Annotated in this window: 24 protein-coding genes and 1 pseudogene; 9 read left to right on the top strand and 16 right to left on the bottom strand. The window is 27.7% G+C overall.

Annotated elements, in window-relative coordinates; genetic code table 11:
- Position 1 precedes the first annotated feature (1 nt).
- The gene (locus GUI12_03055; protein UAT43118.1) at positions 2-223 is read right to left on the bottom strand and encodes a hypothetical protein; all 222 of its coding nucleotides are present in this window, start codon (positions 221-223) and stop codon (positions 2-4) included.
- 10 nt (positions 224-233) lie between these two features.
- The gene (locus GUI12_03060) at positions 234-464 is read right to left on the bottom strand and encodes a hypothetical protein (GenBank protein ID UAT43119.1); all 231 of its coding nucleotides are present in this window, start codon (positions 462-464) and stop codon (positions 234-236) included.
- A gap of 285 nt (positions 465-749) precedes the next feature.
- Here GUI12_03060 and GUI12_03065 point away from each other — a divergent pair, with 285 nt between their 5' ends.
- A complete protein-coding gene (locus GUI12_03065; protein ID UAT43120.1) occupies positions 750-1,739 on the top strand; it encodes a pyruvate dehydrogenase complex E1 component subunit beta in 990 nt (329 codons plus the stop codon).
- 31 nt (positions 1,740-1,770) lie between these two features.
- On the opposite strand, the gene GUI12_03070 is transcribed toward GUI12_03065, so the two are convergent.
- The 5 genes from GUI12_03070 to GUI12_03090 form a co-directional block, all read right to left on the bottom strand.
- Entirely contained in the window at positions 1,771-2,184 is a 414-nt protein-coding gene (locus tag GUI12_03070) for a DNA starvation/stationary phase protection protein (protein UAT43121.1), read from the bottom strand.
- 77 nt (positions 2,185-2,261) lie between these two features.
- Positions 2,262-3,434: a phosphoglycerate kinase gene (locus tag GUI12_03075; protein UAT43122.1), complete on the bottom strand. Its 1,173-nt coding sequence runs from the start codon at positions 3,432-3,434 to the stop codon at positions 2,262-2,264.
- 4 nt (positions 3,435-3,438) lie between these two features.
- Complete coding sequence (gene gap, locus GUI12_03080) at positions 3,439-4,449, bottom strand: type I glyceraldehyde-3-phosphate dehydrogenase (protein UAT43445.1); 1,011 nt, start codon at positions 4,447-4,449, stop codon at positions 3,439-3,441.
- Between the two features lie 91 nt (positions 4,450-4,540).
- Complete coding sequence (gene glmU, locus GUI12_03085) at positions 4,541-5,851, bottom strand: UDP-N-acetylglucosamine diphosphorylase/glucosamine-1-phosphate N-acetyltransferase (GenBank protein UAT43123.1); 1,311 nt, start codon at positions 5,849-5,851, stop codon at positions 4,541-4,543.
- A 39-nt stretch (positions 5,852-5,890) separates the two neighbouring features.
- Complete coding sequence (locus GUI12_03090; protein UAT43124.1) at positions 5,891-7,246, bottom strand: malonyl-CoA decarboxylase; 1,356 nt, start codon at positions 7,244-7,246, stop codon at positions 5,891-5,893.
- A 217-nt stretch (positions 7,247-7,463) separates the two neighbouring features.
- Between GUI12_03090 and coxB the strand changes: the two genes are divergently transcribed.
- The 4 genes and pseudogenes from coxB to ribD all read left to right on the top strand — a co-directional run bounded on the left by coxB (position 7,464) and on the right by ribD (position 12,016).
- A complete protein-coding gene (gene coxB, locus GUI12_03095; GenBank protein ID UAT43125.1) occupies positions 7,464-8,252 on the top strand; it encodes a cytochrome c oxidase subunit II in 789 nt (262 codons plus the stop codon).
- 33 nt (positions 8,253-8,285) lie between these two features.
- A pseudogene (gene ctaD / locus GUI12_03100) lies at positions 8,286-9,835 on the top strand (cytochrome c oxidase subunit I).
- Positions 9,832-10,743: a protoheme IX farnesyltransferase gene (gene cyoE / locus GUI12_03105; GenBank protein ID UAT43126.1), complete on the top strand. Its 912-nt coding sequence runs from the start codon at positions 9,832-9,834 to the stop codon at positions 10,741-10,743. Before ctaD ends, cyoE begins: the two are co-directional and overlap by 4 nt.
- Positions 10,744-10,840: 97 nt before the next feature.
- Positions 10,841-12,016 (top strand): bifunctional diaminohydroxyphosphoribosylaminopyrimidine deaminase/5-amino-6-(5-phosphoribosylamino)uracil reductase RibD, encoded by a 1,176-nt coding sequence (gene ribD / locus GUI12_03110; protein ID UAT43127.1) that lies wholly within the window; start codon positions 10,841-10,843, stop codon positions 12,014-12,016.
- A 12-nt stretch (positions 12,017-12,028) separates the two neighbouring features.
- On the opposite strand, the gene GUI12_03115 is transcribed toward ribD, so the two are convergent.
- A complete protein-coding gene (locus tag GUI12_03115; GenBank protein UAT43128.1) occupies positions 12,029-13,276 on the bottom strand; it encodes a hypothetical protein in 1,248 nt (415 codons plus the stop codon).
- Between the two features lie 288 nt (positions 13,277-13,564).
- On the opposite strand from GUI12_03115, the gene lepB reads away from it, so the two are divergent.
- Together lepB and coaBC are read left to right on the top strand one after the other, a co-directional pair.
- The gene (lepB, locus tag GUI12_03120) at positions 13,565-14,320 is read left to right on the top strand and encodes a signal peptidase I (GenBank protein ID UAT43129.1); all 756 of its coding nucleotides are present in this window, start codon (positions 13,565-13,567) and stop codon (positions 14,318-14,320) included.
- Positions 14,321-14,329: 9 nt separating this feature from the next.
- Positions 14,330-15,520 (top strand): bifunctional phosphopantothenoylcysteine decarboxylase/phosphopantothenate--cysteine ligase CoaBC, encoded by a 1,191-nt coding sequence (coaBC, locus tag GUI12_03125; GenBank protein UAT43130.1) that lies wholly within the window; start codon positions 14,330-14,332, stop codon positions 15,518-15,520.
- Positions 15,521-15,548: 28 nt separating this feature from the next.
- Here coaBC and ccsA read toward each other — a convergent pair whose 3' ends face one another.
- The 7 genes from ccsA to rpsB are packed head-to-tail and all read right to left on the bottom strand — an operon-like array spanning position 15,549 to position 21,829.
- The gene (gene ccsA / locus GUI12_03130) at positions 15,549-17,417 is read right to left on the bottom strand and encodes a cytochrome c biogenesis protein CcsA (protein ID UAT43131.1); all 1,869 of its coding nucleotides are present in this window, start codon (positions 17,415-17,417) and stop codon (positions 15,549-15,551) included.
- Positions 17,418-17,434: 17 nt separating this feature from the next.
- Positions 17,435-18,058, bottom strand: coding sequence for a phosphatidate cytidylyltransferase (locus GUI12_03135; protein UAT43132.1), 624 nt, complete (start codon positions 18,056-18,058; stop codon positions 17,435-17,437).
- The gene (gene uppS, locus GUI12_03140; GenBank protein UAT43133.1) at positions 18,048-18,731 is read right to left on the bottom strand and encodes a di-trans,poly-cis-decaprenylcistransferase; all 684 of its coding nucleotides are present in this window, start codon (positions 18,729-18,731) and stop codon (positions 18,048-18,050) included. Before uppS ends, GUI12_03135 begins: the two co-directional genes overlap by 11 nt.
- A 5-nt stretch (positions 18,732-18,736) precedes the next feature.
- The gene (frr, locus tag GUI12_03145) at positions 18,737-19,318 is read right to left on the bottom strand and encodes a ribosome recycling factor (GenBank protein ID UAT43134.1); all 582 of its coding nucleotides are present in this window, start codon (positions 19,316-19,318) and stop codon (positions 18,737-18,739) included.
- 13 nt (positions 19,319-19,331) lie between these two features.
- Positions 19,332-20,051 carry a UMP kinase gene (locus GUI12_03150; protein ID UAT43135.1) on the bottom strand — a complete coding sequence of 240 codons (720 nt, stop codon included), beginning with the start codon at positions 20,049-20,051 and terminating at the stop codon, positions 19,332-19,334.
- A gap of 19 nt (positions 20,052-20,070) precedes the next feature.
- Positions 20,071-20,970 (bottom strand): translation elongation factor Ts, encoded by a 900-nt coding sequence (gene tsf / locus GUI12_03155; protein ID UAT43136.1) that lies wholly within the window; start codon positions 20,968-20,970, stop codon positions 20,071-20,073.
- 49 nt (positions 20,971-21,019) lie between these two features.
- Complete coding sequence (gene rpsB / locus GUI12_03160) at positions 21,020-21,829, bottom strand: 30S ribosomal protein S2 (GenBank protein ID UAT43137.1); 810 nt, start codon at positions 21,827-21,829, stop codon at positions 21,020-21,022.
- A 349-nt stretch (positions 21,830-22,178) separates the two neighbouring features.
- Between rpsB and odhB the strand changes: the two genes are divergently transcribed.
- On the top strand, positions 22,179-23,402 hold the full coding sequence (odhB, locus tag GUI12_03165; GenBank protein UAT43138.1) for a 2-oxoglutarate dehydrogenase complex dihydrolipoyllysine-residue succinyltransferase: 1,224 nt from the start codon (positions 22,179-22,181) through the stop codon (positions 23,400-23,402).
- A 35-nt stretch (positions 23,403-23,437) separates the two neighbouring features.
- Entirely contained in the window at positions 23,438-24,097 is a 660-nt protein-coding gene (gene tmk, locus GUI12_03170) for a dTMP kinase (protein ID UAT43139.1), read from the top strand.
- A 17-nt stretch (positions 24,098-24,114) separates the two neighbouring features.
- Here the strand turns inward: tmk and GUI12_03175 are convergent, their stop codons facing one another.
- Positions 24,115-25,185 (bottom strand): AAA family ATPase, encoded by a 1,071-nt coding sequence (locus GUI12_03175; protein UAT43140.1) that lies wholly within the window; start codon positions 25,183-25,185, stop codon positions 24,115-24,117.
- Positions 25,186-25,250 lie beyond the last annotated feature (65 nt).

A 25,250-nucleotide genomic window follows, 5' to 3' on the forward strand; every position in this document is an offset into this window, starting at 1 on the left:
ATTACTCTTCAATAACTTCCATAATCTTCTGTATATTTTCCATCAAATTTAAAACATCCATCATCACATCATCTAATAAATTTTGCTTTTCCCGCAAAAGATTCTCTAATCTAGTTACATCTTCACGTATTCGTGAAATATCTATATTTTTTTTACGACGCTCAAATAAATGAAAATCAATTCTTTTATCAAGATCATCCAATAAATTTTTGTTATTAATCATTTAACAAATTTCAATCTTCAGACACAAATATCATATATTCATCCTTATCGGAATAACCAAGGTACTTTTTAGAAAACAATTCAAGTAACTCTAAATCTTCTTCTTGCATATACATGCTCTTCATAGCACTTATTTCTCTGATTAAGTCATCTTTTTTGCTTGATAATCTGATTATAGTATCTTCCATATCTATAATTTCTTCTGATAATTCATATAAGCTAAATATATTTTTTGATCCCAAAAATAAATTACACAAAAAATATACAAGTAATAAAAAAATTATAAAAAAGCCAAAATTTAAAACATAATCACGTTTCAGATACATGTAAAAATATATAGAAGAAATTAAACCAAATTTAAATGATTAAGTATATAATCTATATCTTCTAAATCAATTATCGCATAATCTTTTTTTATTATTGATTAAGATGCATTAATGTGTTAATCAATTATCCTGCTGTCATTAAGCAATTGTATAAAGATAGTTAGCATAATGTAATAGAAGTAATATTATTGTCATATTTTCATGGTTAAAATTACAGTTAGAGAAGCACTTAATAAAGCACTAGAAGAAGAACTTAGAAGAGATGATAGTGTTTATGTAATGGGTGAAGAAGTTGCAGAATATCAAGGTGCATATAAAATAACTCAAGATCTATTAGAAAAATTTGGTAATAAGAGGATTATAGATACTCCTATATCAGAACATGCTTTCACAGGGTTATCAGTTGGATCAGCATTTGTTGGATTAAGACCAATCGTTGAATTTATGTCATTTAATTTTTCCATGCAAGCTATTGATCATATAATAAATTCTGCAACGAAAACATCATATATGTCTGGTGGTAAAATACACTGTCCAATTGTTTTTAGAGGGCCAAATGGCGTTGCGGCGCAAGTTGCCGCACAACATTCTCAATGCTTTGCATCATGGTATGCACATATTCCAGGATTGGTAGTTATAACTCCCAACAGTGTTCTTGATCACAAAGGTCTTTTAAAATCAGCTGTACAGTATAACGGACCTGTTATTTTTCTAGAACATGAATTATTGTATGGTATAAGCGAAGAAGTAAATGAAAAAGATTTTGAAAATGAGAATTTTACTATCCCAATAGGAGAAGCAAAAATATTACAAGAAGGAAATGATATAACAATTGTATCTTTCTCTATGGGCGTAAAGTATGCTTTAGAATCAGCAAAAATATTAGAAAAAGAACATAATATAAACGCTGAAGTAATTGATCTTAGAACAATACACCCTCTCGACACTGAAACATTATTAAAAAGTGTAAAAAAGACCAATAGAATTATTTCAATAGAAGAAGGATGGTCTCGACACGGAATAGGCGCTGAAATATCTGCAATAATTAATGAAAAAGCTTTTGATTATCTAGATGCTCCATGCATGCGAGCTTCAGGACTAAACGTCCCTATGCCCTACGCAAAAAATCTAGAAAAAATGGCTTTACCGATAACGGACTCAATAATCTCAAAAATATTGAAATCTTTCTAATTCGATAATATTAATAAAAAAGAATAATTTTTTATTCCAAAGATTTTGATATCATCCAAGTGTGTTCATCTAATTTTGACAGCAAGCTAATCATCAAATCTTCTGATACCAGGTTTAATTTATTATTCTCTTTGTTAGATAATAAATTAATTATCATAATTGACACTTTCTTGTAAGAAGAAAGTAGATCCTTTAACATATCTTGTGCATTTATATATTTGTTATAAGATAAAGAGCTATTTTTAGCATAATAATCAAAATTAGAATCTATACTACCCTCTTCAAAAACTATTCTTTCAGCTATTTTATCAATTGATTTAAATATTTCATCATAATATCCCTCTAACATCTTATGATAATTAAAAAAATTCTCTCCAGATATATTCCAGTGATAAAATTGTAATTTTTGGCCTAAAGCAAAAACATGTACAAAAACATTCTTCATAAAACAAAAACAATAAAATATATAAATAAAGTAATTCAATATAGTAACGTTAATCTCAATATAAAAAAAGCAACTAATTATTTATTTATCGCATCTAAACCCACTAAACCTTTTCCCTTAAACCACTGCAGAAATGCACTTCCTGCCGTAGATGTATAAGAAAAACCATTAGCATAATTTTTCACAGCATTTAATGTATCTCCCCCGCCAATTACACTATATATACTACCTTTATTCGTCAAATTAAATATTTTCTCCGCAATTCTAAAAGTAGAATGTGAATACTTCTTATTTTCATAAAAACCAATTGGACCAGACCAAATGACACAATCACTTTCATCTAAAATATTTTCTATTTGAATTATAGAAGCAGGACCAAGATCTAATATCATATGATTTTCTGTAATACTCATAATATCAGAGACATATGCATAATCGGAATTTATATCAGCAGAAGTAACACAATCTTGAGGCAAAATTAATTTTTCATCAGTTAAATTAAATTTAACATCTAAATCATTTTCTATTAAAGATTTTTGAACATTATATCCCTTATGATGAAGAATAGTGTTAGCTACTGCTCCCCCTAAAATTATATTAGAGATGTTGTTACTACAGGACAATATATCCATTTTAGAAGATATTTTAGAGCCTCCAATAATTAAACATATTTTTTTGAAATTACCATATAAAATTTTATTTAGATTATTTACCTCATCCATAAGCAAAAGTCCCGCATATGAATCTAAATATTTAGGCAATCCAATAATGGAACTATGATTTCTATGACAACAAGAAAAGGCATCGTTAACATATATATCTCCTAAAGAAGCAAATTTTTGTGAATAATTATCATCATTTAATGTTTCTTCTTTATAAAAGCGGAGATTCTCCAAAAGGGTTACTGAAGAATTAGTTACTTTTGTTAAATGATTTTTCAAATCATCAAAAATTGAAAAATATACCTTAAATTTATGCTCAAAAAGGACGTTTTGTAATTCTTGAAAAATAACATTTTTAAGACTAAAATTTTCATCAAAACCTTTGGGCCTTCCAAAATGACTCAAAAGAACAACTTTGCTTCCTTTTTTTAAGAGATATAATACTGTTTTTAATGATTGAATAATTCTATGATTATCTAATATATGTCCATCTTCATTAACAGGCACATTATAATCAACTCGAACAAAAACAACTTTATTATTTAAGTTGTCGCAACTTTCTATACTTCTTAAATTGGAATATCTCATATTATCACGCTCTATTTAATAAACCTAATACATCTAACATTCTACAAGAAAAAGCCCATTCATTATCATACCAACATAATATTCGTACCGTTTTTCCATTATTAATAACATGAGTTTCATTAACATCATATACTGCACTACATGTATTTCCCATAAAATCAACGGATACTTTTAGATCATTGGAGAAGCCTAATATTTTTGATAAAACACCTTTACTATACTCATTAAACGCGCTGTGAATATCTGCTATATTGACATCTTTAGCCAAATTAAAAACAGCATCAATTAGGGAAATATTAGGAGTGGGTACTCTTATAGCACTGCCACAAATTTTATTTTTTAAATTAGGAAATATTTTAAAAATAGTCTCAGAAGCACCAGTCTTTGTTGGCACAATGGACATTCCACAAGATCTTGCGCGCCTAAGATCTGTATGACTGTTATCCAATACATTTTGATCATTTGTATAAGAATGTATAGTTGTAAAATAACCATTAATGATTTTAAAATGTTCTTCTAAAACTTTTATCATTGGAGCCAAACAATTAGTTGTGCAAGATCCAACAGATATTATTTTATCTGTTGATTCTATTTGATCATTATTAATACCATAAATAATTGTTCTATCAGCTTCTTTTACAGGTGCAGAAGCAATAACTTTTTTTGCTCCATTTTTAATGTGATTAAGTAATTTTTCCTTAGAATTAAATCGACCTGAACAATCTAATACAAAATCAATATTATGATCATTCCAAGGTAAATTTGATATATCTCTTTCTCTGGAATAATTTATTTTGTTTCCATTAATAATAAGAGTATTATCATCATCTTTCGAGATATCTAAATTTGATATCCCATGAACAGAATCATATTTCAATAAATGTATTGCAGTATCAATAGATGAAGGAGTATTTATTGCAATCGAATCTATTGATAAATTTTTTTTATCATCACTAAATATATTTCTTAAAACACATCTACCTATTCTTCCCAAACCATTTATCGCTATTTTCATCAATTCAGCACTTAACATAAAATTAATAACTTGCTAAGTGTATAATAAAATCTCCTTATTGACCAGATAATTTGATCTTATAAAATTGAAATCAAAAATTAATTTTTACTCTATTAATTTTCGTATATTCAGTACCTCTTGTAACGAAAAAACAGTCTGTATCAATATTTTTTCTAATAACACTGGAAGCTCCTGTCTTAACATTATCACCAATTTCTAAAGGAGCAACAATAGAATTATTTGCACCAATAAAAACATTGTTCCCAACTTTAATAACAGATTTTTTCACACCATTATAATTACAAAAAATTGTTCCTGCACCAATATTACAATGCATACCAATAATAGCATCTCCAATATAGGTCAGATGTTTGATTTTTGTTTCTGGCCCTATAACACTTCTGTTAATTTCAACAAAACAACCAATGTGAGAATTTTGCTTTAAATGTGACCCTCCTTTTACATAAGCGTAAGGCCCCACTATTGTTCCAGGGTCTATTTTGGTATTTTCTAAGTGTGAAAAAGATTGAATCACAACACCAGATCCTACTATAACACCCACCCCAATATAAGTATTTGGAAAAATTGTAACATCTTTAGCAATTTTTGCATCTAAAGAAACATATGAAGTCGCAGAATCAATAAAGACAACCCCTTTATTCATTAAATCTTCCTTTAAATTCATTTGTAAAATCTTATCAGCTTCTGCTAATTCTTTTTGACTATTAACTCCACAAGCTTCATTTGGATCAATATTAATACTTAATATTTTGCCATTTTTTTGCGCTATTATATTGACTATATCTGTCAAATAATATTCTTTCTTCTTATTATTATTTTCAATATGGGTAATATTATCAAACAGAACAGATCTTTTAAAAATACAAACTCCTGAATTAGCTACAAAATTTCCAGTATTATTGAAATATCCGTCTTCTCCATATTCTAATATACTATCTACAAATCCACATTCATTATGTAAAACTCTTCCATACATATGCTCACCTTTTGGCATAAACGAAAGTAATGACATATCAACTTTTTTTGAAGCAGTTAAATCAATTAAATGCAAAAGAGTAGAAACTTTTATCATTGGTGTATCAGCATATAAAACAAGAACCATGTCACTACTAATATGTGGAATTGCCATATGAACAGCATGTGCTGTTCCTAATTTCTCTTTTTGATTAGCATATTTAATTTTACTTGATTGCTTAAAATAGGTTGATAAATCTGTTTTAAAATCTTTAACAATAATTATGTTATCAGGATTTAAATCATTTGCGGTCTTAACAACATGATTTATTAATGTAAAACCTGCTAATTTATGTAAAACTTTAGGACAAGAGCTTTTCATTCTCTTTCCTTCCCCTGAAGCGAGTATAACTATATCTAAACTCATATTTTTAAAACCACTGAATATTAATATATATAATGAATCTTATTTTTTTATATTAGTTACTAAATTATTGATACTAGATGAATAGTATATTTTTGAACGATTAAAATATTCTTCATATCTAGAGTTTATTTTTTTTATTTCATAATGATAATTTACCATCAAACCAAAAGATTGCTCCAAACCCTTTAAACTGATATCAGCCTTCCAATTAATTGCATTCAAGCCTGCACCATTACTAAAATGAAAATGTGCAACAGGATCTCTAAAATTTTTTTTAACTCTCAGTAAATAATAAGCACAAAGCGAAATAAGCTCCTGTTTTATAAAATCTAAAGATTCCAAATAATTATCTGATTTAATATCGGAAAAAATCACTGATTTTATAATATCTTTATTGAATTTGAATATCCACTTTTTATTTTCAAGATAATTTTTTAACCATTTAGAAAATCCTGGAATAGGAGAAAGAGTAAAAAAATATTTAACAGTAGGAACATTAACTGATATTTCATCTACTACCTGTTTTATTAAAAAATTACCCATATTTATCCCAATAAGACCTTTTTGTGTATTTGAAATAGAATAAAATATAGCATGTGAAAATTCCTTATCTTCTTGCAAAGGTGCTGTTTCATCCAATAAATGAGATATATTATCATGAATTTTGTTTGTTAATGCAATTTCTACAAAAATCAAAGGTTCATTAGGAATGTGTCTATGAAAAAAAGCATAGCATCTTCTATCTGAATCTAATCGATTTTTTAAATCACTCCAAGATTGGATTCTATGAACGGCTTCATAATTTATCAATTTTTCCAATAAAGAGGCCGAAGAATGCCAATTAATCATCTTAAGTTCCAAAAGACCTACATAAAACCACTCTTTTAAGATATCTCTTAAATCAGATTCTATATTGTTTAAATTTTTACCTGATTTAATCAGATACAATACTTCGGAGCGCATTTTTACTAAAAATAACATTCCATTTTCAAGAGAAACAAAGCCTTTTAATATATTTTTGCGTGGATAATCAAGAATTCGAGAAATTTCTTTTTGTACAAAAAGCACATCAATATCATCTGTATTCTTAATCATATTTATTAATGTTTGTAATTTACCAGAATCAATTCCAAAATTTTTATCTAAAAGATTTAATATTTTAAATTTTCCTATATTAGTTAGAGAATTGTATAAATTTCCAATTGCGATAATCTTTTTTTTGGCATAAGATTCATCAAATTTATTGGAAGTTATATCATTAATTTGACCGTGCAATGATTTAATTTCCTTGTCTCCTAAATCACAGTCTCCATTTTGATTTTCAGAAGAAATTCTTACAACACTTCCAAATTTACTTAGAAGACCGATTGCTTTATCAAAAAGAATTCCTACCATAAAAATTTATAACCAAAATATAAAATAATCTAATCCAGTAAATCATTGAATCGACAAAAATTGTTAAATAAAGAAATATAAAATCAAGTTAAATTTTAATTTTATAAAAATAGGCTAGATAAGTTATTTTTTTTTATTAAATACCTAACAATATTACTGTGTCTATGTTAGAATGTCCATTTTTTGTGGCATCGATTTATCAGGGGTTGGTCTATTTATGAAATTTCTGAAGTCATTACATTTTTTCACTACATTTTTCACTACACTGTTCGTAGTTTATTTTTCTAATTATGCCATGTTGTTTTCACAACCTCAAAAATGGCAAATGAATCTACAAAATCCAGCTACTGATATAATGCGTGATATCCATTCGTTTCATAACATAATTTTGCTATTGATGTTTAGTGTTTTTTTTCTAGTTTCAGCAATTTTGGTATATATTATCGTTAGATTTAATTCAAGAATTAATCCAATACCTAGTAAGCGTTCCCATAATACTTTATTGGAAATAATATGGACGGTTATACCACTTATTTTGGTAATTTTAATATCAATACCTTCTATTAAATTATTGATTAAAGAAGAAATGATTCCTGAAGCTGATATGACTATTAAAGTTGTGGGTAATCAATGGTATTGGTCTTATAATTATCCAGATCATAATAATATTTCATTTGATAGCTATATGATACAAGATAGTGATTTGAAAAATGGAGATGTTCGTTTATTATCTGTTGATAGAGAATTGGTGGTTCCAACTAACAAAAACATAAGGGTAATTTTAACTTCTTCTGATGTAATACACAGCTGGGGTGTAAGCGCATTGGGCGTAAAGATGGATGCCATCCCGGGTATGATAAATGAGACTTGGTTTAATATAAATAAACCTGGCAAATATTATGGTCAATGTTATGAATTATGCGGTTCTTTACATGGTTTTATGCCCATTGTAATCAATGCAGTAGATTACGATGATTTTGTAGAATGGATTGATAATTCACAATAGTATAATTTTATTATTTTTTTGGAATTGAATAATATGTCTGATAAACCTAGTGGAATGAAAAGATGGCTTTTTTCAACAAATCATAAAGATATAGGGACTTTGTATCTTGTATTTTCTATATTTGCTGGTTTGATTGGGGGACTTTTTTCTGTATTGATACGAACTCAATTAATGCAGATTGATATATTGAATGGTAATTATCAATTCTACAATGTTATCGTAACAGGACATGGTATAATAATGGTGTTTTTTATGATAATGCCTGCATTAATAGGAGCTTTTGGAAATTGGTTTTTACCATTAATGATTGGCGCTCCTGATATGGCATTTCCAAGATTAAATAATATCAGTTTTTGGTTATTGTTTTTTTCCTTTATATTGTTGGTAATCGCTGCTTTAACGGGGGAAGGTCCTGGAATTGGATGGACTGCTTATCCTCCTTTAAGTGGCAATATTTCTCATCCTGGTGCTGCTGTTGATATTGCAATATTCAGCTTACATTTGGCGGGATTATCGTCAATATTAGGAGCAATAAATTTTATTGCGACCGTTATAAATATGAGAACCATTGGAATGTCTATGTTTAGAATGCCACTTTTTGTATGGTCAATATTCATAACTGCTTTCATAATAATATTTGTGATGCCAGTTTTAGCTGGAGCTATCACCATGATCTTAACTGATAGAAATTTTGGAACAAATTTCTTTAATCCTGCCGGTGGAGGGGATCCCCTACTTTTTCAGCATTTGTTTTGGTTTTTTGGTCATCCAGAAGTATACGTAGTAGCTTTACCAGCATTTGGTATTATTAGCGAAATCATATCCACTTTTTCTCGTAAACCGATATTTGGATACTCTGGTATGGTGTTTGCAATGATAGGAATAGGTGCTTTGGGTTTCATAGTATGGGCTCACCATATGTTTACAACTGGAATTAGTTTAAATGCAATTGCATATTTTAATTTAGCAACGATAATAATTGGGGTGCCTACAGGAATAAAAGTTTTTAGTTGGCTCGGTACGATGTGGGGTGGCAGTATAGAATTTAAAACACCTATGTTATTTAGCATGGGTTTCATAGCTCTTTTCGCAATAGGAGGAGTAACCGGTATTGCATTATCAAACGCAGCTTTAGATAAAATGCTGCACGATACTTATTATGTTGTTGCCCATTTTCATTATGTAATGTCTATAGCAATACTTTTTGCAGTATACGCAGGATTTTATTATTGGATAGGGAAAATAAGTGGTAGACAGTATAAAGAAATTTTTGGAATAATACATTTTGTTACCTCTTTTATAGGTGTAAATATTACTTTTTTCCCACAATTTTTCTCTGGTCTATCCGGTATGCCTAGAAGAGTACCCGATTATCCTGATGCTTTCATTCCTTGGATTATATTTCTTCGATTGGGGCTTTTATATCATTTGCATCAGCGTTATTTTTTATATTTGTAGTATGGCATACTCTGAAAAAAGGAAAAAAAGCTGGTAATAATCCTTGGAATGCAAAAACTTTAGAGTGGACTTTATCTTCTCCACCTCCTTTTCATTGCTTTGATGAAAGGCCAGAAATAAAATGAGTGATTTTAAAATGAGTACTGTTTACAATTATGTTATATTATCAAAGCCTGGCATTTCTTTTTTAGCTGCTTTTTCTGCATTGATCGGAATATTATTAAGCTTTGATTTATATAAAGTTAATGTTTATGATATTTTGTTGATTTTACTTGCTGTTCTTGCAGGATCATCAGGATCATCAGCTTATAATATGCTGTATGATGTTGATATAGATACAAAAATGGGAAAAAGAACAAAAAATAGACCTTTAGTAATAGGGTCTATTTCCAAGAGATCAGCATTAATATTTGCATCTTTCATGTCATTAATATCAATCGTCATATTATATGTGAAATTTAATTTTTTATCCTCATTTTTAATGATACTTGCAATCATAATGTATGCCGCAGTATACACAATAATTTGTAAAAGAAATTATGATCGTAATACAGAAATTGGCAGCATAGTCGGATTTCTTCCGCCTCTTATCGGATATTCAGCTATAACAGGTTCTGTAGGTTCTGTATTTTCTTTACCATTTTTAATATCTGCTATAGTGTGTGTGTGGAGTATGCCTCATTTTTGGTCACTTGCAATAAAAAATATAGACGAATATTCTAAAGTTTCTATCCCAATGATGCCAGTGAAAAAAGGAATCCTTGTAACGAAATACTACATTGTATTCTACAGCTTATTGCTTTCTATTTTAAGTATTCTTCCTTGCATTAAATTATCAAATAACCACTCTATGAGTATATTTTTTCCATTAGGTAAATTTTATATAATGACGTGTTTTTTTTTGAATATTTATTTAATATATAGTTCGTTTCGCCTTTTATTTAGAACTTCTTATGCATACAATTTTTTTAAATTTTCAATATTCTATCTCTTAATTTTATTTTTTTCTATAATATTTGATATTTTAGTATAATCTATATGAGTAAAAAACTGACAATAAAAATGATTATATGCTTAATAATTTTTCTATATGCAATAAGTTATTTCTTTTCTTTCTATAAAATTAGAGGATGAATTGCAATAACTCTAATAATATAAAGAGCTTTTTTATGTCTATAGCCTTAAAGGAAGCTCAAAAAATGATAGGTTGCGTATATCCTAATCCATCTGTTGGCTGTGTAATAGAAAAGAATGGGAATATTTTATCTGTGGGAGTCACTCAAAGTGGTGGAAGGCCTCACGCAGAATATAATGCTATTTCTAAAATAAAAAAAAAACATAAAATAATAAACAGTAATTTTTATGTTACTATGGAACCTTGTACACATTATGGTAACACTAGCCCTTGTATAAAAGAAATATTAAAATATTCACCAAAAAATATTTATGTTGGCATTAAAGATCCAGATAAAAGAGTTTTTGGAAAGCTCTTGGATATATTAAAAAAAAATAATATAAATTATGAGTATGGAATCAAAAAGAATGATATTTTCAAACTTAACAAGGGATATATATTCTCAAAAATATTAAATAGACCTTATATTACGGCAAAAATTGCATGCTCAATAGATAGTAAAATAGCTACGGCATCAATGGAAAGCAAATGGATAACATGTAATAATTCAAGATTATATGTACAAAATTTACGAAAAAAAAACGATGCTATAATTACCGGTGCACAGACAATTATAGATGATAATCCACAGCTTAATTATCGTATTAATAATTCTAATAACTTAATGTTTTCACCAGAAAAAATAATCATAGCAAACAAAAATTTGCGAAAAATATGTTCAAATAAGAGTTTAAAAATATTTAGACATAAAAAACCTTGGCTTATCACAACTGCTGATAATGTTAAGAATAATGAATGTTTAAAACAAAAAAATGTTCTTTTTGATCATGTAATTGAATGCAACTCACTTACAAATGGTAATTTAGATTTGACAGAAGCAATGCAAAAAATATCATCTCTAGGAATAACAAGTATTTTAATAGAAGCTGGATCATATACAATAACAGAGCTCATTAAGCAACAGTTAATTGATGAATTAATTATAATAAGAGGTCCTATAATTATTGGAAAAGAAGGAAAAGATATGATAGAAAATTTATCTATAAAAAATCTTACAGCATGCCCAAGGTTATCTATTAATTCTCAGAGAGACATATCAAATGATATAATAGAAATATACAGAACACAATCATCAATAGAGATAGAAAAATCTCTATTGAAAAAAATATAAAATTAAAATATTTTAACTCCAAGAAACTTCTTGAGCATCATGTGGAGTAATTATTTCTCTTTCTCTCTTTCCATTCACATCTATCATATATATTCTAGATTTAGAATGTTTTCTATTACCCAGTATTTCTTTTCTGGTAAATACTATACTACGAGAATTTGGAGACCAAGTTGGAGAACCCAATATACCTCCAGAAGTTAATAGCCTTTCCCCTGTTCCATCAGATTTTATAACTCCTACATAAGATTTACGATCTTTAACTTTTACAAAAGCAATTAAATCTTCTTTAGGAGAACATACAGGAGAAAAATAACTTCCTTTTCCGTAAGTCACTCTTTTTTGATTACTACCATCAATATCCATCATATATATTTTAGGAGCACCTGCTCTATCAGATATAAATATAACATTCTTTCCATCATAAGAGTAAGAAGCTGATGTGTTGATAGCAGTCTTCATAGTTAATTTTTTAGCAGCACCGGTCTTTAAATTTAATAAAAACAAATCTGTTAACGTTCCGTTAGTGCGGGATAAAATAATGTTTCGTGCATCTGGTGAAAACCTTGGAGCATATGATACACCACCTATAAAATTACCTATAACTTTATACCTTTCTTTTTTTATATCATACAAATAGACATTGGAAAAAAAATTTTCATCAAAAGAAATATATACTATCTTTTTTTGATCTGATGATAAACGAGGTGTTCCAACTATCGTATCTCCGGAAGTTATAAATTCCACATTATGGCCATCATAATCCATTAATGCTACCCTTCTCTGATTACACCTTTGTCTATCTTTAGCTCTTTTAATAGGTATTTCTGCTATATAAGATATCTTTGTACTAAAATATCCATTTTCACCAGTTAATTTTTCATATAACAGATCAGAAAAAGAATGGGCTACTTTTCTATAATCAACTGAGTTGAATATAATATTCTTATTAACTAAATGTTTTCTAGTTATTATATCGTAAGCATCAAAAAATATCTCAGAGTTGTCATTATCTATCTTTTTAACAGAAACAGTATAAAGTATGGATGCTTCATGATTAATTAAACTAGATGAAATAAGATCTAGAACATTATTACAATTGATAGAAGAAGTATTTTCAGAGATATCAAACATTCCCGAATTTCTTAAATCATCATTAATAACTTCAACAATACTATTAGATAATCTTTTTACGCCTGTAGTACAATTTTTATACACTATGGGAATATTTTGTGCATTCCCCTGTGTTATATCTATTTTCAATGAACAAAAAACATCTGAAATATAAAAATTGCAGCTTACAAAGCATAAAATTATATAAATCAATACAACATTTTTATTACTGATAAACACCAGAAAACCCGTAACAATAAAACAACCACTTAAGCAAGGATTTTAACAACTAATTTACTAAAATTTGATTATCCAAAACCAAACATGCTATATTTAACTTGGAGGTTTTACTAAAAATTCCTTGAATTGAATGTTTAGAAACTGAATGGAGCGCAATCACATAAAACCACCGACCATATTATAACATTTTTTCGTTATATGCAAAATTATAGTTTTGATAGCAAAAATAGTATTAAAGATTTTATAATAAGTACTGTTTTTATAATATTAATGGCATTTTCAACTACCATAATAATTAAATCTTTTTTCTTTGAAATATACCATGTACCATCACAATCTATGGAAATTACCCTATTGAAAGGGGATTATGTATTCTCTACAAAGTATAATTATGGTTATAGTAAATATTCTTTACCTAATCCAATAAAGAAGTTGATAGCAAGCGAAAAAAAGATTAATGCTAAATATCCTGAAAGAGGAGACATAATTATATTTAAAAATCCCAAAGAAAATAATCTTAATTATGTTAAAAGAATCATTGCTCTACCAGGCGACGAGATATATATGAAAGATGGTTATGTTTTCATTAATGGCAAAAAATTTAACCAAAAAAATATTATGCATTCGCAAGATGTACATGAAAATTTATCTTCTATACAGTATGATAAAAAATATTTATTTAAAGAAGATTTAGAAAACACTGAGCATTATATTTTAATTACTTCCAATAGAGACTCCAAAGAAAATAACATGAAGTCAATCAAGATACCGGATGGGCATTTTTTTGTATTAGGTGATAATCGCGATAATTCATTAGATAGCAGATTTCCTAGTTATGTTGGTTTAATTCCTTCTGCAAACATCATAGGAAAAGTTCATTATATAATCTTTTCCAAAAATGAAGATAATTTTTGGAAATTTAGAACATCCAGATTTATAAAGAAGGTAGTATGAGACATAAACATGGCCAACATACTATTTATAATATCAGGAAGCATAGCTTGTTATAAGATATTTGACATAATATCGACAATCAAAAAGGATGGACATTCAGCTCAATGTATATTAACAAGAAGCTCAGAAAATCTAATATCTACGAATTCTTTGGCAATTTTGACAGGCCAAAAGGTCTTAAAACATGATTATATATATCATGAAGAAGAAAATTTAGATCACATAGATTTATCTAGAAAGGCACACCTTATTGTAATATTGCCTGCGACTGGTAATATTATATCAAAAATAGCAAATGGAATAGCCGATGATTTTGCAACTAGTTTAATGCTAGCAAATAAAAAACAGGTCTTAATTTTTCCTGCTATGAATCCGGCTATATGGGAAAATAGTGCAATTCAATCAAATATAAAGAAATTGAAAAAATTCCAAAATATTAAATTAATAGATCCCATATATGGAGAAACTATTTGTAAAGAAAAAGGTATAGGTCATATAGAAAAATCTGATATAATAATCGATACAATCAGATCACAAATTTCCAAAAAAAAAAGTAATATATTGATAACGAATGGCCCAACCAAGGAATACATTGATGATGTTCGTTTTATAACTAATAGATCATCAGGGAAACAAGGTAATATAATCGCAAAAATTTTGGCCTCAAACAATAATTTTATTACACTTATATCTTCATTAGACAGTGACGTAAAAGATTTTCAAGATAATCAAAATATCGTAGTAAAAAAAATTGATACAGCATGTGAAATGTTATCAAGTGTTCAAGAGAAATTATCAAAAAATATATATGACGCTGCAATATTTGTTGCAGCAGTATGTGACTGGAAAATAAAGAAATATTTAGGAAAAATAGCAAAAAATGCAACGACAAAAATAGAAATAGAAGATATTAACAAAGATATATTGTCTTTTGTAACAAATTATGATGTTTCAAAAAAACCGAAAAAAATAATTGGTTTCTGTGCAGAATCAGGTAATTTAAAGGAAAAAGCTTTGATAAAAATTAAAAGTAAGAATTGCGATTATATGATAGCAAATGATATATCAAATGGAAAAAGCTTTAACAAAGATGAAAGTGAGATTATCATCATTAACAGAAAAAGTGAAATATTAAAATCAGGAACTTTTTCTAAAATAGAAATAGCTGAATATATAAGAAAAAAATTATTATCTTTATAAAAATGAATATTAAAATTAATTCACATTTTTAATATTTAAACACATCATATTTTCTTTTAATAGTAGACATTATTCCTATTACCTTGCATAAAGCGGGAATTAATCCACTAATAGTGGTAAAAAAAGCTCCTAGCCATATCAAAAATATACCAGGATAATGATGTATTTGTATGGAAAAAATACCATCTTCGTGCAAATCAGTGATTATAATATAAAAATCAGACAAAAAGAAATGTCCTAGACCAATTTTAGTTTTAATGATATTACTATCAGCATAAAATCTATAATCAGATAATATTTTTTTACCTTCACATAAAAAAACCAATCTAGAAGATATATAATCCTTTTCTTTAATAATTTGATTATCTTGTAAATAAAAATATTTTTTATTAAAAATAAAACTATCACCAACCGATAAAGATTTGTTATATACTGATTTTTTATGAACTGCACAAGTAACCCCAAGTATAATTAAGGCAATCCCTAAATGGGCAAAAAACATACAATAATAAGACTTATTTTTATTACTATGTCCTCTAAAGATAAAATTAGATATCATAATTAACACAGTGGAAAATGAAATACAAAAAGCACAAAATATCTTAATATTGAAATGTATTTTATTAAAAATATAAAAATAAACTAATATAGATAAAAATATAAATAGTACAGTAATAGCAAAATGTACATTAAATAACTTTTTTTTATAAGATAGAAAATATGGCAAAATAATTTGAAGTAATATACTTATCAATACAACCCAATTAAAGATGTAGTTATAATACCCTTCTTCTAAAATAATCTTTTCGGAAAAAATAATCTCAAAAAATATCGGATAAAATAGTCCAAATAATATTATAGATATAAGTAAAAGAGTTGATAGTATAGAAATCAATAATAAAGTTGACGATAAATCTTTTTTATTATTTGCATTAAAATCATCTGTAATATTGCATCTTCGAAACAATATAACTGTAAAAAAAGATAATATACAAAAGATAATAAGTATAGCAAAGCCCATCTCAAAATTGAAAGCAAAGCTATGCACAGAATATATAATGCCTGATCTAGTAAAAAAGCTACCTAAAATAGTAGATAAGAAGACAGTATTAGCAACAAATAAAGAAATTTTTTTATACTTTTTTTTTTGATGAGATAGGCATAAAATATGAATTAACATGACTGAAAATAACCAAGTTAACAGTGATACATTTTCTACTGGATCCCAAAACCAAAAACCACCCCATCCTAGTTCTCTATATGCCCACCAACTTCCTAAGGATATTCCAATGGTTAAAAAAGAAAATAATATAAGAGAAAAATCACGTAATATTTTAAACCAAATAATTGAAAAGTCCCTATGGATAAAAAGTGCTGTAGAAATAGAAAAAAGCACGCTACTCCCTAAATAACCTAAAAATATTGATGGAGGATGTATAGTATACGCAATATCATGTAATAATGGATTAAAACCTAAACCATTATCCGATTTATGCCAATCTACCTCAAAAGGATTTGCAAAAATAATAGTTAAAAGAATAAAAAAAACTATAATATAAGATTGTATTATGCAAGCAGTATCTTTTATTTCATCTTTTATCCGTACAATAAAAAATAAACCTATATTAAAACATGATAAAAACCATGATAATGTAATTAGTGATCCTTCATTATTAGAATAAACAGCCAACAATTTATATATAGAATTTGTATTTATCGAAGAAGAATTGTTCACTATTTTTAATATAAAAGCATCATCTAGATACAAGAATATTAATATAAGAATACTGATGCTCAAAAATAAAAAACCCACTAATGGTTTTTTAGGACGATATGCATGAGCAAGCAAAGATAAACCCAATCCTAAAAATCCAAAGATAGAAAGTAAATAATGCACACAAAAAGCAGCAAAAATTACAGATAATAGATAAAATAAAAGAAGGATATAGTAGGTAAGATAAATACCCAACTATCTATCCTATCTAGTATTCCACCATGACCAGGTATTATTGAACCCGTGTCTTTAATTTTAGCTTTACGTTTTATAAAAGACATGCAAAGATCCCCAAAATTAGAAATGAAAGGAACAAAAAAACCTATAAATAACATCTTATTAGCTACGAAATATAGTACGATAAAAGAAAAAATCATACTAAAAATCGTAGAATATAAAAAACCTTCCCAAGTTTTATTCGGGCTAATATTCTTAAAAAACTTCCTTTTTCCAAATTTTCTTCCAAATATATAGGCTGTTGTATCAGTAAGAATACTAAAAAATACAGAAAAGATAAGAAGTATAAAATTGTTAAAATAAAGAAAAAAAGCAGATATTATCATTAAAACAATAAAAAAATAACCTGCGTAAGATACTAATTTATTTCCTAAAAGGACAGACAGCGCGTTCCATTCATATAAAGAAAGAACTAATATGCTGACAAATAAAATCGATGACGTAGTATCTCCAAAATAAAAACAAAGAAAAAATATAGTAATCATAAAAACGTATGATACTGAACGTACTAAAAAATCATCTCCCATAATTTCTTTTCGTTCTATTAAATACATCTATAGCAATATCAAGATCACGAATAGTGAAATCTGGCCATAAAATATCCGTAAAATACAGCTCTGAATAAGCAGATTGCATAAGCAAAAAATCACTTAAACGCTTCATTCCGCCAGTTCTAATTATAAGATCAGGATCCGAAAAATCGGAATAAAAATATTTTTTGACATTATCATAACTAAAAAAATCATCTTCTAAAGAAGTTTTTTTGTAATCATCATAAAATTTTCTAAAAGCCTCTACCAATTCAAACCTAGAACTATATCCAATCGCTAAATTAACTGATAAATCAGTTTTATTTTTTTCAACAAAATTCATTCTAAATTTTAAGCTATCTATAATATCTTTGTCCCCTAATAAAGAATAACTAACACGATCATTATAGTACATATCATCGGTATATTTTATATTCTCAATGACATCAAGAATAGCTTTTAAATTTTCTTCAGAGCGCTTCATAAAATTGTCTCTTGAAAGTACATAAAAAGTGATATCAGTAAGATCATAATTAAACAAAAGATGCTCTAGCATAGATTTAGCAACCAAAAAACCTCTATGGTATGATTCAAGTAAAGGAACTTTGTTAATACCTGACCATCTAAAATTTCCATCCATTATAAATGCTACATGATTTAAATTTACCATACATATCAATTTATAATCTCTCTACACTTCTTTTTTAAAAGATCATCTATTTTTTTTACATTATCATCTGTCATAGACTGAATCTTATCTAAATACCTATCTCTTTCATCAGAAGATACACCATCTTCCGCAATTTTCTTAATTCTAGAGTTAGAATCTCTTCTAATATTTCTAATAGAAATTTTTGATTCTTCTGCATAAGATTCAGCTATTTTCACCATCTCTTTTCTACGCTCTTGAGTAACCATAGGAAGAGTGATCTTTATTGTACTATCAGCAATATCTAATCCTACACCCAATTCAGCGTTCTGTAAAGATCTGAAAATTTTATGAACAATGGACGAATCCCAAACAGAAATTAAAAGTCGAGAATTATCAATCAAGTTCACATTGGCCAATTGACGTAAAGGTAAACGATCTCCATAAGCATCAATTACTACATCATCAAACATACCAACACTCGCTCTATCCGTCCTCAAATTAGCACATTTATCAACAAAAAAATTAACGGTAGAAATCATACGACTTGCAGCATCTTTTAAAAAATTATCTAATTTTAATAAGATATTTAAATCATCATCGGACATACAACAACACTAATCAAGAAACCAAACTATATTCACTTTCATTCATTATAAATTTTTTAAAAGATCCCTTTTCAAATAAAGGTAAAACTGATATAGGCATTCCATTATCTTTTGCCAAAGATATAGCAGATATATCCATAAATTTTAAATCTTCTCTAATAACTTTATCATAAGTTAAACTCAAAAATTTACGAGCATCTTTATTTTTTTTGGGATCATCAGAGTATATGCCATCTATTTTTGATCCCTTTATTATGATATCGCAATTCATTTCTAATGATCTCAAGACAGCTGCAGTATCAGTAGTAAAAAAAGGATTCCCAGTGCCACATGCGAATATAACTACCCTCCCTTTTGATATATGTCGATCTGCTCTTCTTCTGATATAAGTTTCACATATAGAAGAAATAGATAAAGCAGACATAACCCTACAATCAACTCCAATATTTTCTAATTTATCCATTATAGCAAGAGAATTTATAACAGTAGCTAGCATACCCATATGATCACTTGTAGTTCTATCAATATTTCCCCACTTATTTGAGGTTCCTCTATGTATATTTCCTCCTCCTATAACCAGACAAATTTGTACTCCAAGATCATGTACCTGTTTAACATCTTCAGCAACTTGATGAATTATCGAGCAATCATGACCAAAATCTCTTTCTCCCATAAGAAGTTCTCCTGAGACTTTCAATAAAACTCGTCTATAACGCGGCATAAAGCTACTCATTAATTTTTAACAACAATTATTATCCAAAACGCTTAAACCAAGATATCGAAACATCAGATCCCTCTTTTTTATTAAATAAATCAATTAACTGTGCAACGGTTATTTTTCCAGATTCTTGACTATTCTGTAACGCAAAATCCTGTTCTATCAAAACAACATCTTTAAAAAATTTTTTTATTTTTCCCGCAACAATCTGATCAACTATATTCTGTGATTTTTTGATAGAAGCAATTTCATCCAAAAAGGTTTTTTTTCGCTCCTCAATAACACCTTGATCAATATCATTTATAAAAAGATATTGAGGATTCATAGCACACACATGCATACATATATTCTCTGCCAAATCTCCCAATACAACTTTTTTCACGTCAGAAGAATGAAAAAGGCATAAAATCACGATAATTCTACCAATTCCATCTTGAAACCAATTCTCTCCATGAACATAAGTATGTATTTCCCCTTTTTCAATAACAATTTTTTCCAAATTTAAAAGGTTTATATTTTCTCCCATGATACCAATCATAGATTTCAAATTATCAGAAACAGTCTTATTCTCCTCAAAAAGCAAAGACAAAAAACTTTGTAAATCATCAAACTGATCTATATTCTTAAAAGCAAAATCAGCCAATTTTGAAAAAAAATTTTGCAAAACATCATTTTTCAAGACAAAATCAGTTTCTGTAGCAAAAGATAATATTACAGCTTTACCATTATCATTTCTGATAATATAAGCTTTTTCCATTGTAGATCTAGCTGATTTTTTAGAAGCTTTCGATCCTAAATTTTTCTTTATAATGTTTAGCGCTTCATCATAATTGCCCTCAGATTCCAATAAGGCACTTTTACACATAGAAAGAGCTGCACTCGTTTCATTTCTCAATTTAAGGATATCATTCTTCAAAGATTTATCACTAGACATATAAAAACACTTAAAAATACTTATAAAATAACAATATTATACCAAACATCTAACCTTGAGATTCAGGTTGATTAGTTCCTTCCGGATATTTTTTATCCATCAAGGATGATGCTACATCTTCAGTAGTTTTAATATCTCCTTTTTTTAGCAATTCATCTTTTTTTAAACCACTTTCCATGCCTAATAAGACAGCATCTGCTATAATAGAACAAAAATACTCTATTGATTTTACAGAATCATCATTACCTGGAATAGGATACTGAATATTTCTTGGATCAGAATTCGTATCAACAACTGCAGCAACTGGAATCCCAAGTTTATTAGCTTCAGTAATAGCCACTTTTTCTCTATTAGTATCCAAAACAAATAAAATATCAGGATAACCTCCCATATTTTTTATACCACAAAAGGTTTTTAAAATTTTTTCATATTTCCTTTTTACGCGCAGTATTTCTCTTTTTTTCAAACCTGCCAAAACATCTTCATTACTCAAGAATTTTTCATAATGCCCTATTTTTTTTATAGAACCAGAGACACTACGCCAATTAGTTAATAATCCAGCAGGCCAGCTAGAATTGATATAGTACTGACCACAACGAATAGCTTGCTCTTCTATAATTTTGGTAGATTGTACTTTAGTGCCAACAAATAATATCCTTCCACCTTTAGAAGCAACATCTTTTACTGATTGCATTGCAAATTTCAACATGCAAAGACTTTTTGATAAATCTATCACATGCGTTCCATTACGAGATATTCCGTAAAGATAGGGCAACATTTGTGGATTCCATAAACTCTTTCTGTGCCCAAAATGAACTCCTGCTTCCAACATTGAATCTATGTTCAGTAAATCATGCATTCTTAAATTAATACCAAATAACAATCTACGTACCGTGTGTACTTATGGATGTTATCAAAAACAACAAATATTTTCAATTGTAGCAAATGACAATAAGACAAAAAATTTATTCTATGAACAAAAATTTTCGCACTTTTTGTTCATTGATTTTAAATATACTTGTATATTATTTAGTATTTATAGTGATAATTTTTAAAATGTGGAATTTTTATTTAACAAAAGGAAAAAAAAATAGAAAACTTTGCATTTAAATTAAATCTATTTCATATTATATTATGACTTTCAACCATGGAAAATAGATTACTAAAAATTCTATTTGCTACTTTTTTATTATTTCAATAATTGAATCATGAATAAAATAAACAAGATAATTGTTCCAGACTTAGGAGAATCAATATCTCAAGGAAGTATTTCATCAATAACGAAACAAAAAGGAGAGTATATAGAAGCTGATGAATTATTTGCAACCATAGAAACAGATAAAGTAGCCGTAGAGATCAATTCACCATTCAATGGAGTAATAAAAAGTATTGCAGTCAATAATAATGATGTAGTAGATGTTGGTGCTGTAATTGCAGAAATAGAAGAAACATCAGATAAACCTCAAGTGGATCCAAATCAAATTATAGAAATTTCTGATTCAAGCAAAAAAGAGATACCTTCTTCACCAGCAGCGGAAAAAATTGCAAATAATATGAATATTGATATTAGTAAAATTTCTGGATCTGGAAAAAATTCTATTGTTACAAAAGAAGATGTATTATCAACGATAGATCAGCAAAAAATAAATAGTGTAATTGATACTTCGGGTAATAGCCAAAAATCTATTGAAAATAATGTTTCTCAGAATATTCAAAATAATAAATTATCTGAAAGAGAAACAGCAGTTAATATGAGTAACATAAGACTGGCTATAGCCAAGAACTTAAAAAATTCCCAAAATAATGCTGTAATGTTAAGCACTTTTAGTGAAGTGAATATGGACAATGTGATGAAGATTCGCAGTATGTATAAAGATGATTTTGCAAAGAAGCATGGTGTAAAATTAGGTTTCATGTCATTTTTTGTAAAAGCATCAATAAAAGCATTACAAGATATTCCTGAAATAAATGCAGAAATCAGAGGAAATAATATAATTTATAAAAATTATTGTAACATAGGAGTTGCTGTATCAACGGATAAAGGCTTAGTAGTTCCTGTTCTAAAAGATGCACAAAATATGTCTTTTGCAGATATTGAAAAACAAATTATAGAATTTGCAAAAGCAGCAAAATCTAACACATTAAAAGTCAGCGATATGTCTGGGGGAACATTTACAATAACAAACGGCGGTATATTTGGATCTTTATTATCTACACCAATAATAAATCCTCCTCAATCAGGAATATTAGGAATGCATTCCATAACCAATAGAGCAATTGTAGGAAAAAATAATGAGATAATTGTTGCACCGATGATGTACTTAGCTTTATCTTATGATCATAGAATTGTCGACGGCAAAGGAGCAGTAACTTTTCTTCAGAATATAAAGAGATATATAGAAGATCCCTGCTCATTGTTGATTGATGTGTAATTTATATTATCTACTTATTAATTATAAAATACGCCATGTTTATTACTTTTGAAGGTGTTTCTGGTGCTGGAAAAACACTACAGAGTGAGATTTTGTATAATAAAATCAAAGATGTCAACGATAAGGTTGTTTTTACTAGAGAACCTGGGGGAACACAATATGCTGAAAAAATAAGAGATTTAGTTTTACAAGGTAATGTAAAATATCCTGAGTCAGAGTTGTTAATGTTTATGGCAGCTAGATATGAACACTGTATGGATGTGATATGTCCTACAATAGAAGCAGGTGGTATAGTAATATGTGACAGATTTATTGATTCAACAATAGCTTATCAAGGATATACCAAAGGAATATCTATAACAAAAATAAAAAAATTGCATAATATAATTTTTGAAAAATATAAGAATTATATATCGCCAGATTTAACCGTGATATTGGATATTTCTGTTGATAAAATGAAAGAGCGATTAGAAAAAAGGTATGGTAATATAGCAGATAAAAGTAAAATGAAATCAAAAGATAGTTTTCATTATAATTTTTTTGTACATCGAAGAATTTGGGCTGCTTATCAAGATTTATCTAGAAATAGAAAACGCTATAAGTTGATATCTTCAGATTCTAAAAGTATAGAGGAAGTGGCATCTATAATAGAAAATTTGGTGAAAGAAAAATTTCCTAAAATTGTTTTTGCATAATATAATTGTTATCTGCATTAAATTTGTATTAAATTGAAGAATTTTTGCATTTCGTTTCTTTTTTCAAGCGCACTGCTTGATGATATAGTGTATATTTTTTGCTCTCTTAGATTTGATAAAAAAGAATATAAATTATTTTCATCAAAGCATGAGCATAAATCATCGATTAGTAATATCGACTGATTTATGTCCTTGATTGAAGATATGATTGTCATCAATAGCGCTGTTTTCTGCTGGCCTGTAGATAAAAAGTGGATACTTTGATTATCCGCAGATATGCTGAAATCGCTAACATTGATTCCAAAATGCGTTTTACCTGTTTTTTTGTCTTTGTCACGAAATTCACATAAATTCATGATATAAGAAACAATGTTTTCATCATCAGGTTTGCTATTATCATATTGTGACTCAAATTTTCCAACCATAGATACTCTAATTATAAAATCATTTTGAAACAAAATATTAGAAAATTGAGAATTTAGATAATCAATGACAGATTTTCTATCTTGAGCTATTTTTATTGCATATTGCGCCATCATTTTTTCTATACTTGATAACCATGTGTCATCATAGTTATTTAACAAAATTTTGATTCTCTGTTTCCTTAATTCTTCATATTTAATCATATTGTGTAAATGATTACTATTATGATTATAAGCAATTCTATCTATAAATTTTCTGCGAAAATTTTTGTCTGATAAAAATGCAAATAACATATTTGGCGTATACCAATAGATCTTCATTATAGAAGAAATATCATGTATACCCTTAATATTTGAATTATTAATTTTTATACTTTTTTTATTATTTATGGCGTCATAAGCAATTCTTATATTATTAGAAATATCATTATTATCCAAAATTTCAAAATTCACAGAAAAAAAATTTTTACTATACATTACAATTTCCTTACAATAGGAGTTTTTTAAACTTCTTCCAATAGTTAACAAAGATATAGATTCAAGCAAATTTGTTTTACCACATCCATTTTTTCCAATTAAAATTGTCCCTTCTTCTCCTGAAAATTCAAATATTTTTTCTTGATAATTGCGAAAATTATGTAAGCATATTTTTTTTATAGATAACATGAATATTTTATCTCAGATATTTAAAATAAAATTGTATTGAAAAATACAGTTTAAATTATATAGAA

The organism is Anaplasmataceae bacterium AB001_6 (assembly GCA_020002265.1).
Lineage (GTDB): Bacteria > Pseudomonadota > Alphaproteobacteria > Rickettsiales > Anaplasmataceae > AB001-6.

Bases quoted from the DNA above. Each gene is read 5' to 3' on its own strand.
- GUI12_03055 (UAT43118.1), bottom strand. From the start codon at position 223: ATGATTAATAACAAAAATTTATTGGATGATCTTGATAAAAGAATTGAT.
- GUI12_03065 (UAT43120.1), top strand. From the start codon at position 750: ATGGTTAAAATTACAGTTAGAGAAGCACTTAATAAAGCACTAGAAGAA.
- GUI12_03070 (UAT43121.1), bottom strand. From the start codon at position 2,184: ATGAAGAATGTTTTTGTACATGTTTTTGCTTTAGGCCAAAAATTACAA.
- GUI12_03075 (UAT43122.1), bottom strand. From the start codon at position 3,434: ATGAGATATTCCAATTTAAGAAGTATAGAAAGTTGCGACAACTTAAAT.
- gap (UAT43445.1), bottom strand. From the start codon at position 4,449: ATGAAAATAGCGATAAATGGTTTGGGAAGAATAGGTAGATGTGTTTTA.
- glmU (UAT43123.1), bottom strand. From the start codon at position 5,851: ATGAGTTTAGATATAGTTATACTCGCTTCAGGGGAAGGAAAGAGAATG.
- GUI12_03090 (UAT43124.1), bottom strand. From the start codon at position 7,246: ATGGTAGGAATTCTTTTTGATAAAGCAATCGGTCTTCTAAGTAAATTT.
- coxB (UAT43125.1), top strand. From the start codon at position 7,464: ATGAAATTTCTGAAGTCATTACATTTTTTCACTACATTTTTCACTACA.
- cyoE (UAT43126.1), top strand. From the start codon at position 9,832: ATGAGTGATTTTAAAATGAGTACTGTTTACAATTATGTTATATTATCA.
- ribD (UAT43127.1), top strand. From the start codon at position 10,841: ATGAATTGCAATAACTCTAATAATATAAAGAGCTTTTTTATGTCTATA.
- lepB (UAT43129.1), top strand. From the start codon at position 13,565: ATGCAAAATTATAGTTTTGATAGCAAAAATAGTATTAAAGATTTTATA.
- coaBC (UAT43130.1), top strand. From the start codon at position 14,330: ATGGCCAACATACTATTTATAATATCAGGAAGCATAGCTTGTTATAAG.
- GUI12_03135 (UAT43132.1), bottom strand. From the start codon at position 18,058: ATGGGAGATGATTTTTTAGTACGTTCAGTATCATACGTTTTTATGATT.
- uppS (UAT43133.1), bottom strand. From the start codon at position 18,731: ATGGTAAATTTAAATCATGTAGCATTTATAATGGATGGAAATTTTAGA.
- frr (UAT43134.1), bottom strand. From the start codon at position 19,318: ATGTCCGATGATGATTTAAATATCTTATTAAAATTAGATAATTTTTTA.
- GUI12_03150 (UAT43135.1), bottom strand. From the start codon at position 20,051: ATGAGTAGCTTTATGCCGCGTTATAGACGAGTTTTATTGAAAGTCTCA.
- tsf (UAT43136.1), bottom strand. From the start codon at position 20,970: ATGTCTAGTGATAAATCTTTGAAGAATGATATCCTTAAATTGAGAAAT.
- rpsB (UAT43137.1), bottom strand. From the start codon at position 21,829: ATGCATGATTTACTGAACATAGATTCAATGTTGGAAGCAGGAGTTCAT.
- odhB (UAT43138.1), top strand. From the start codon at position 22,179: ATGAATAAAATAAACAAGATAATTGTTCCAGACTTAGGAGAATCAATA.
- tmk (UAT43139.1), top strand. From the start codon at position 23,438: ATGTTTATTACTTTTGAAGGTGTTTCTGGTGCTGGAAAAACACTACAG.
- GUI12_03175 (UAT43140.1), bottom strand. From the start codon at position 25,185: ATGTTATCTATAAAAAAAATATGCTTACATAATTTTCGCAATTATCAA.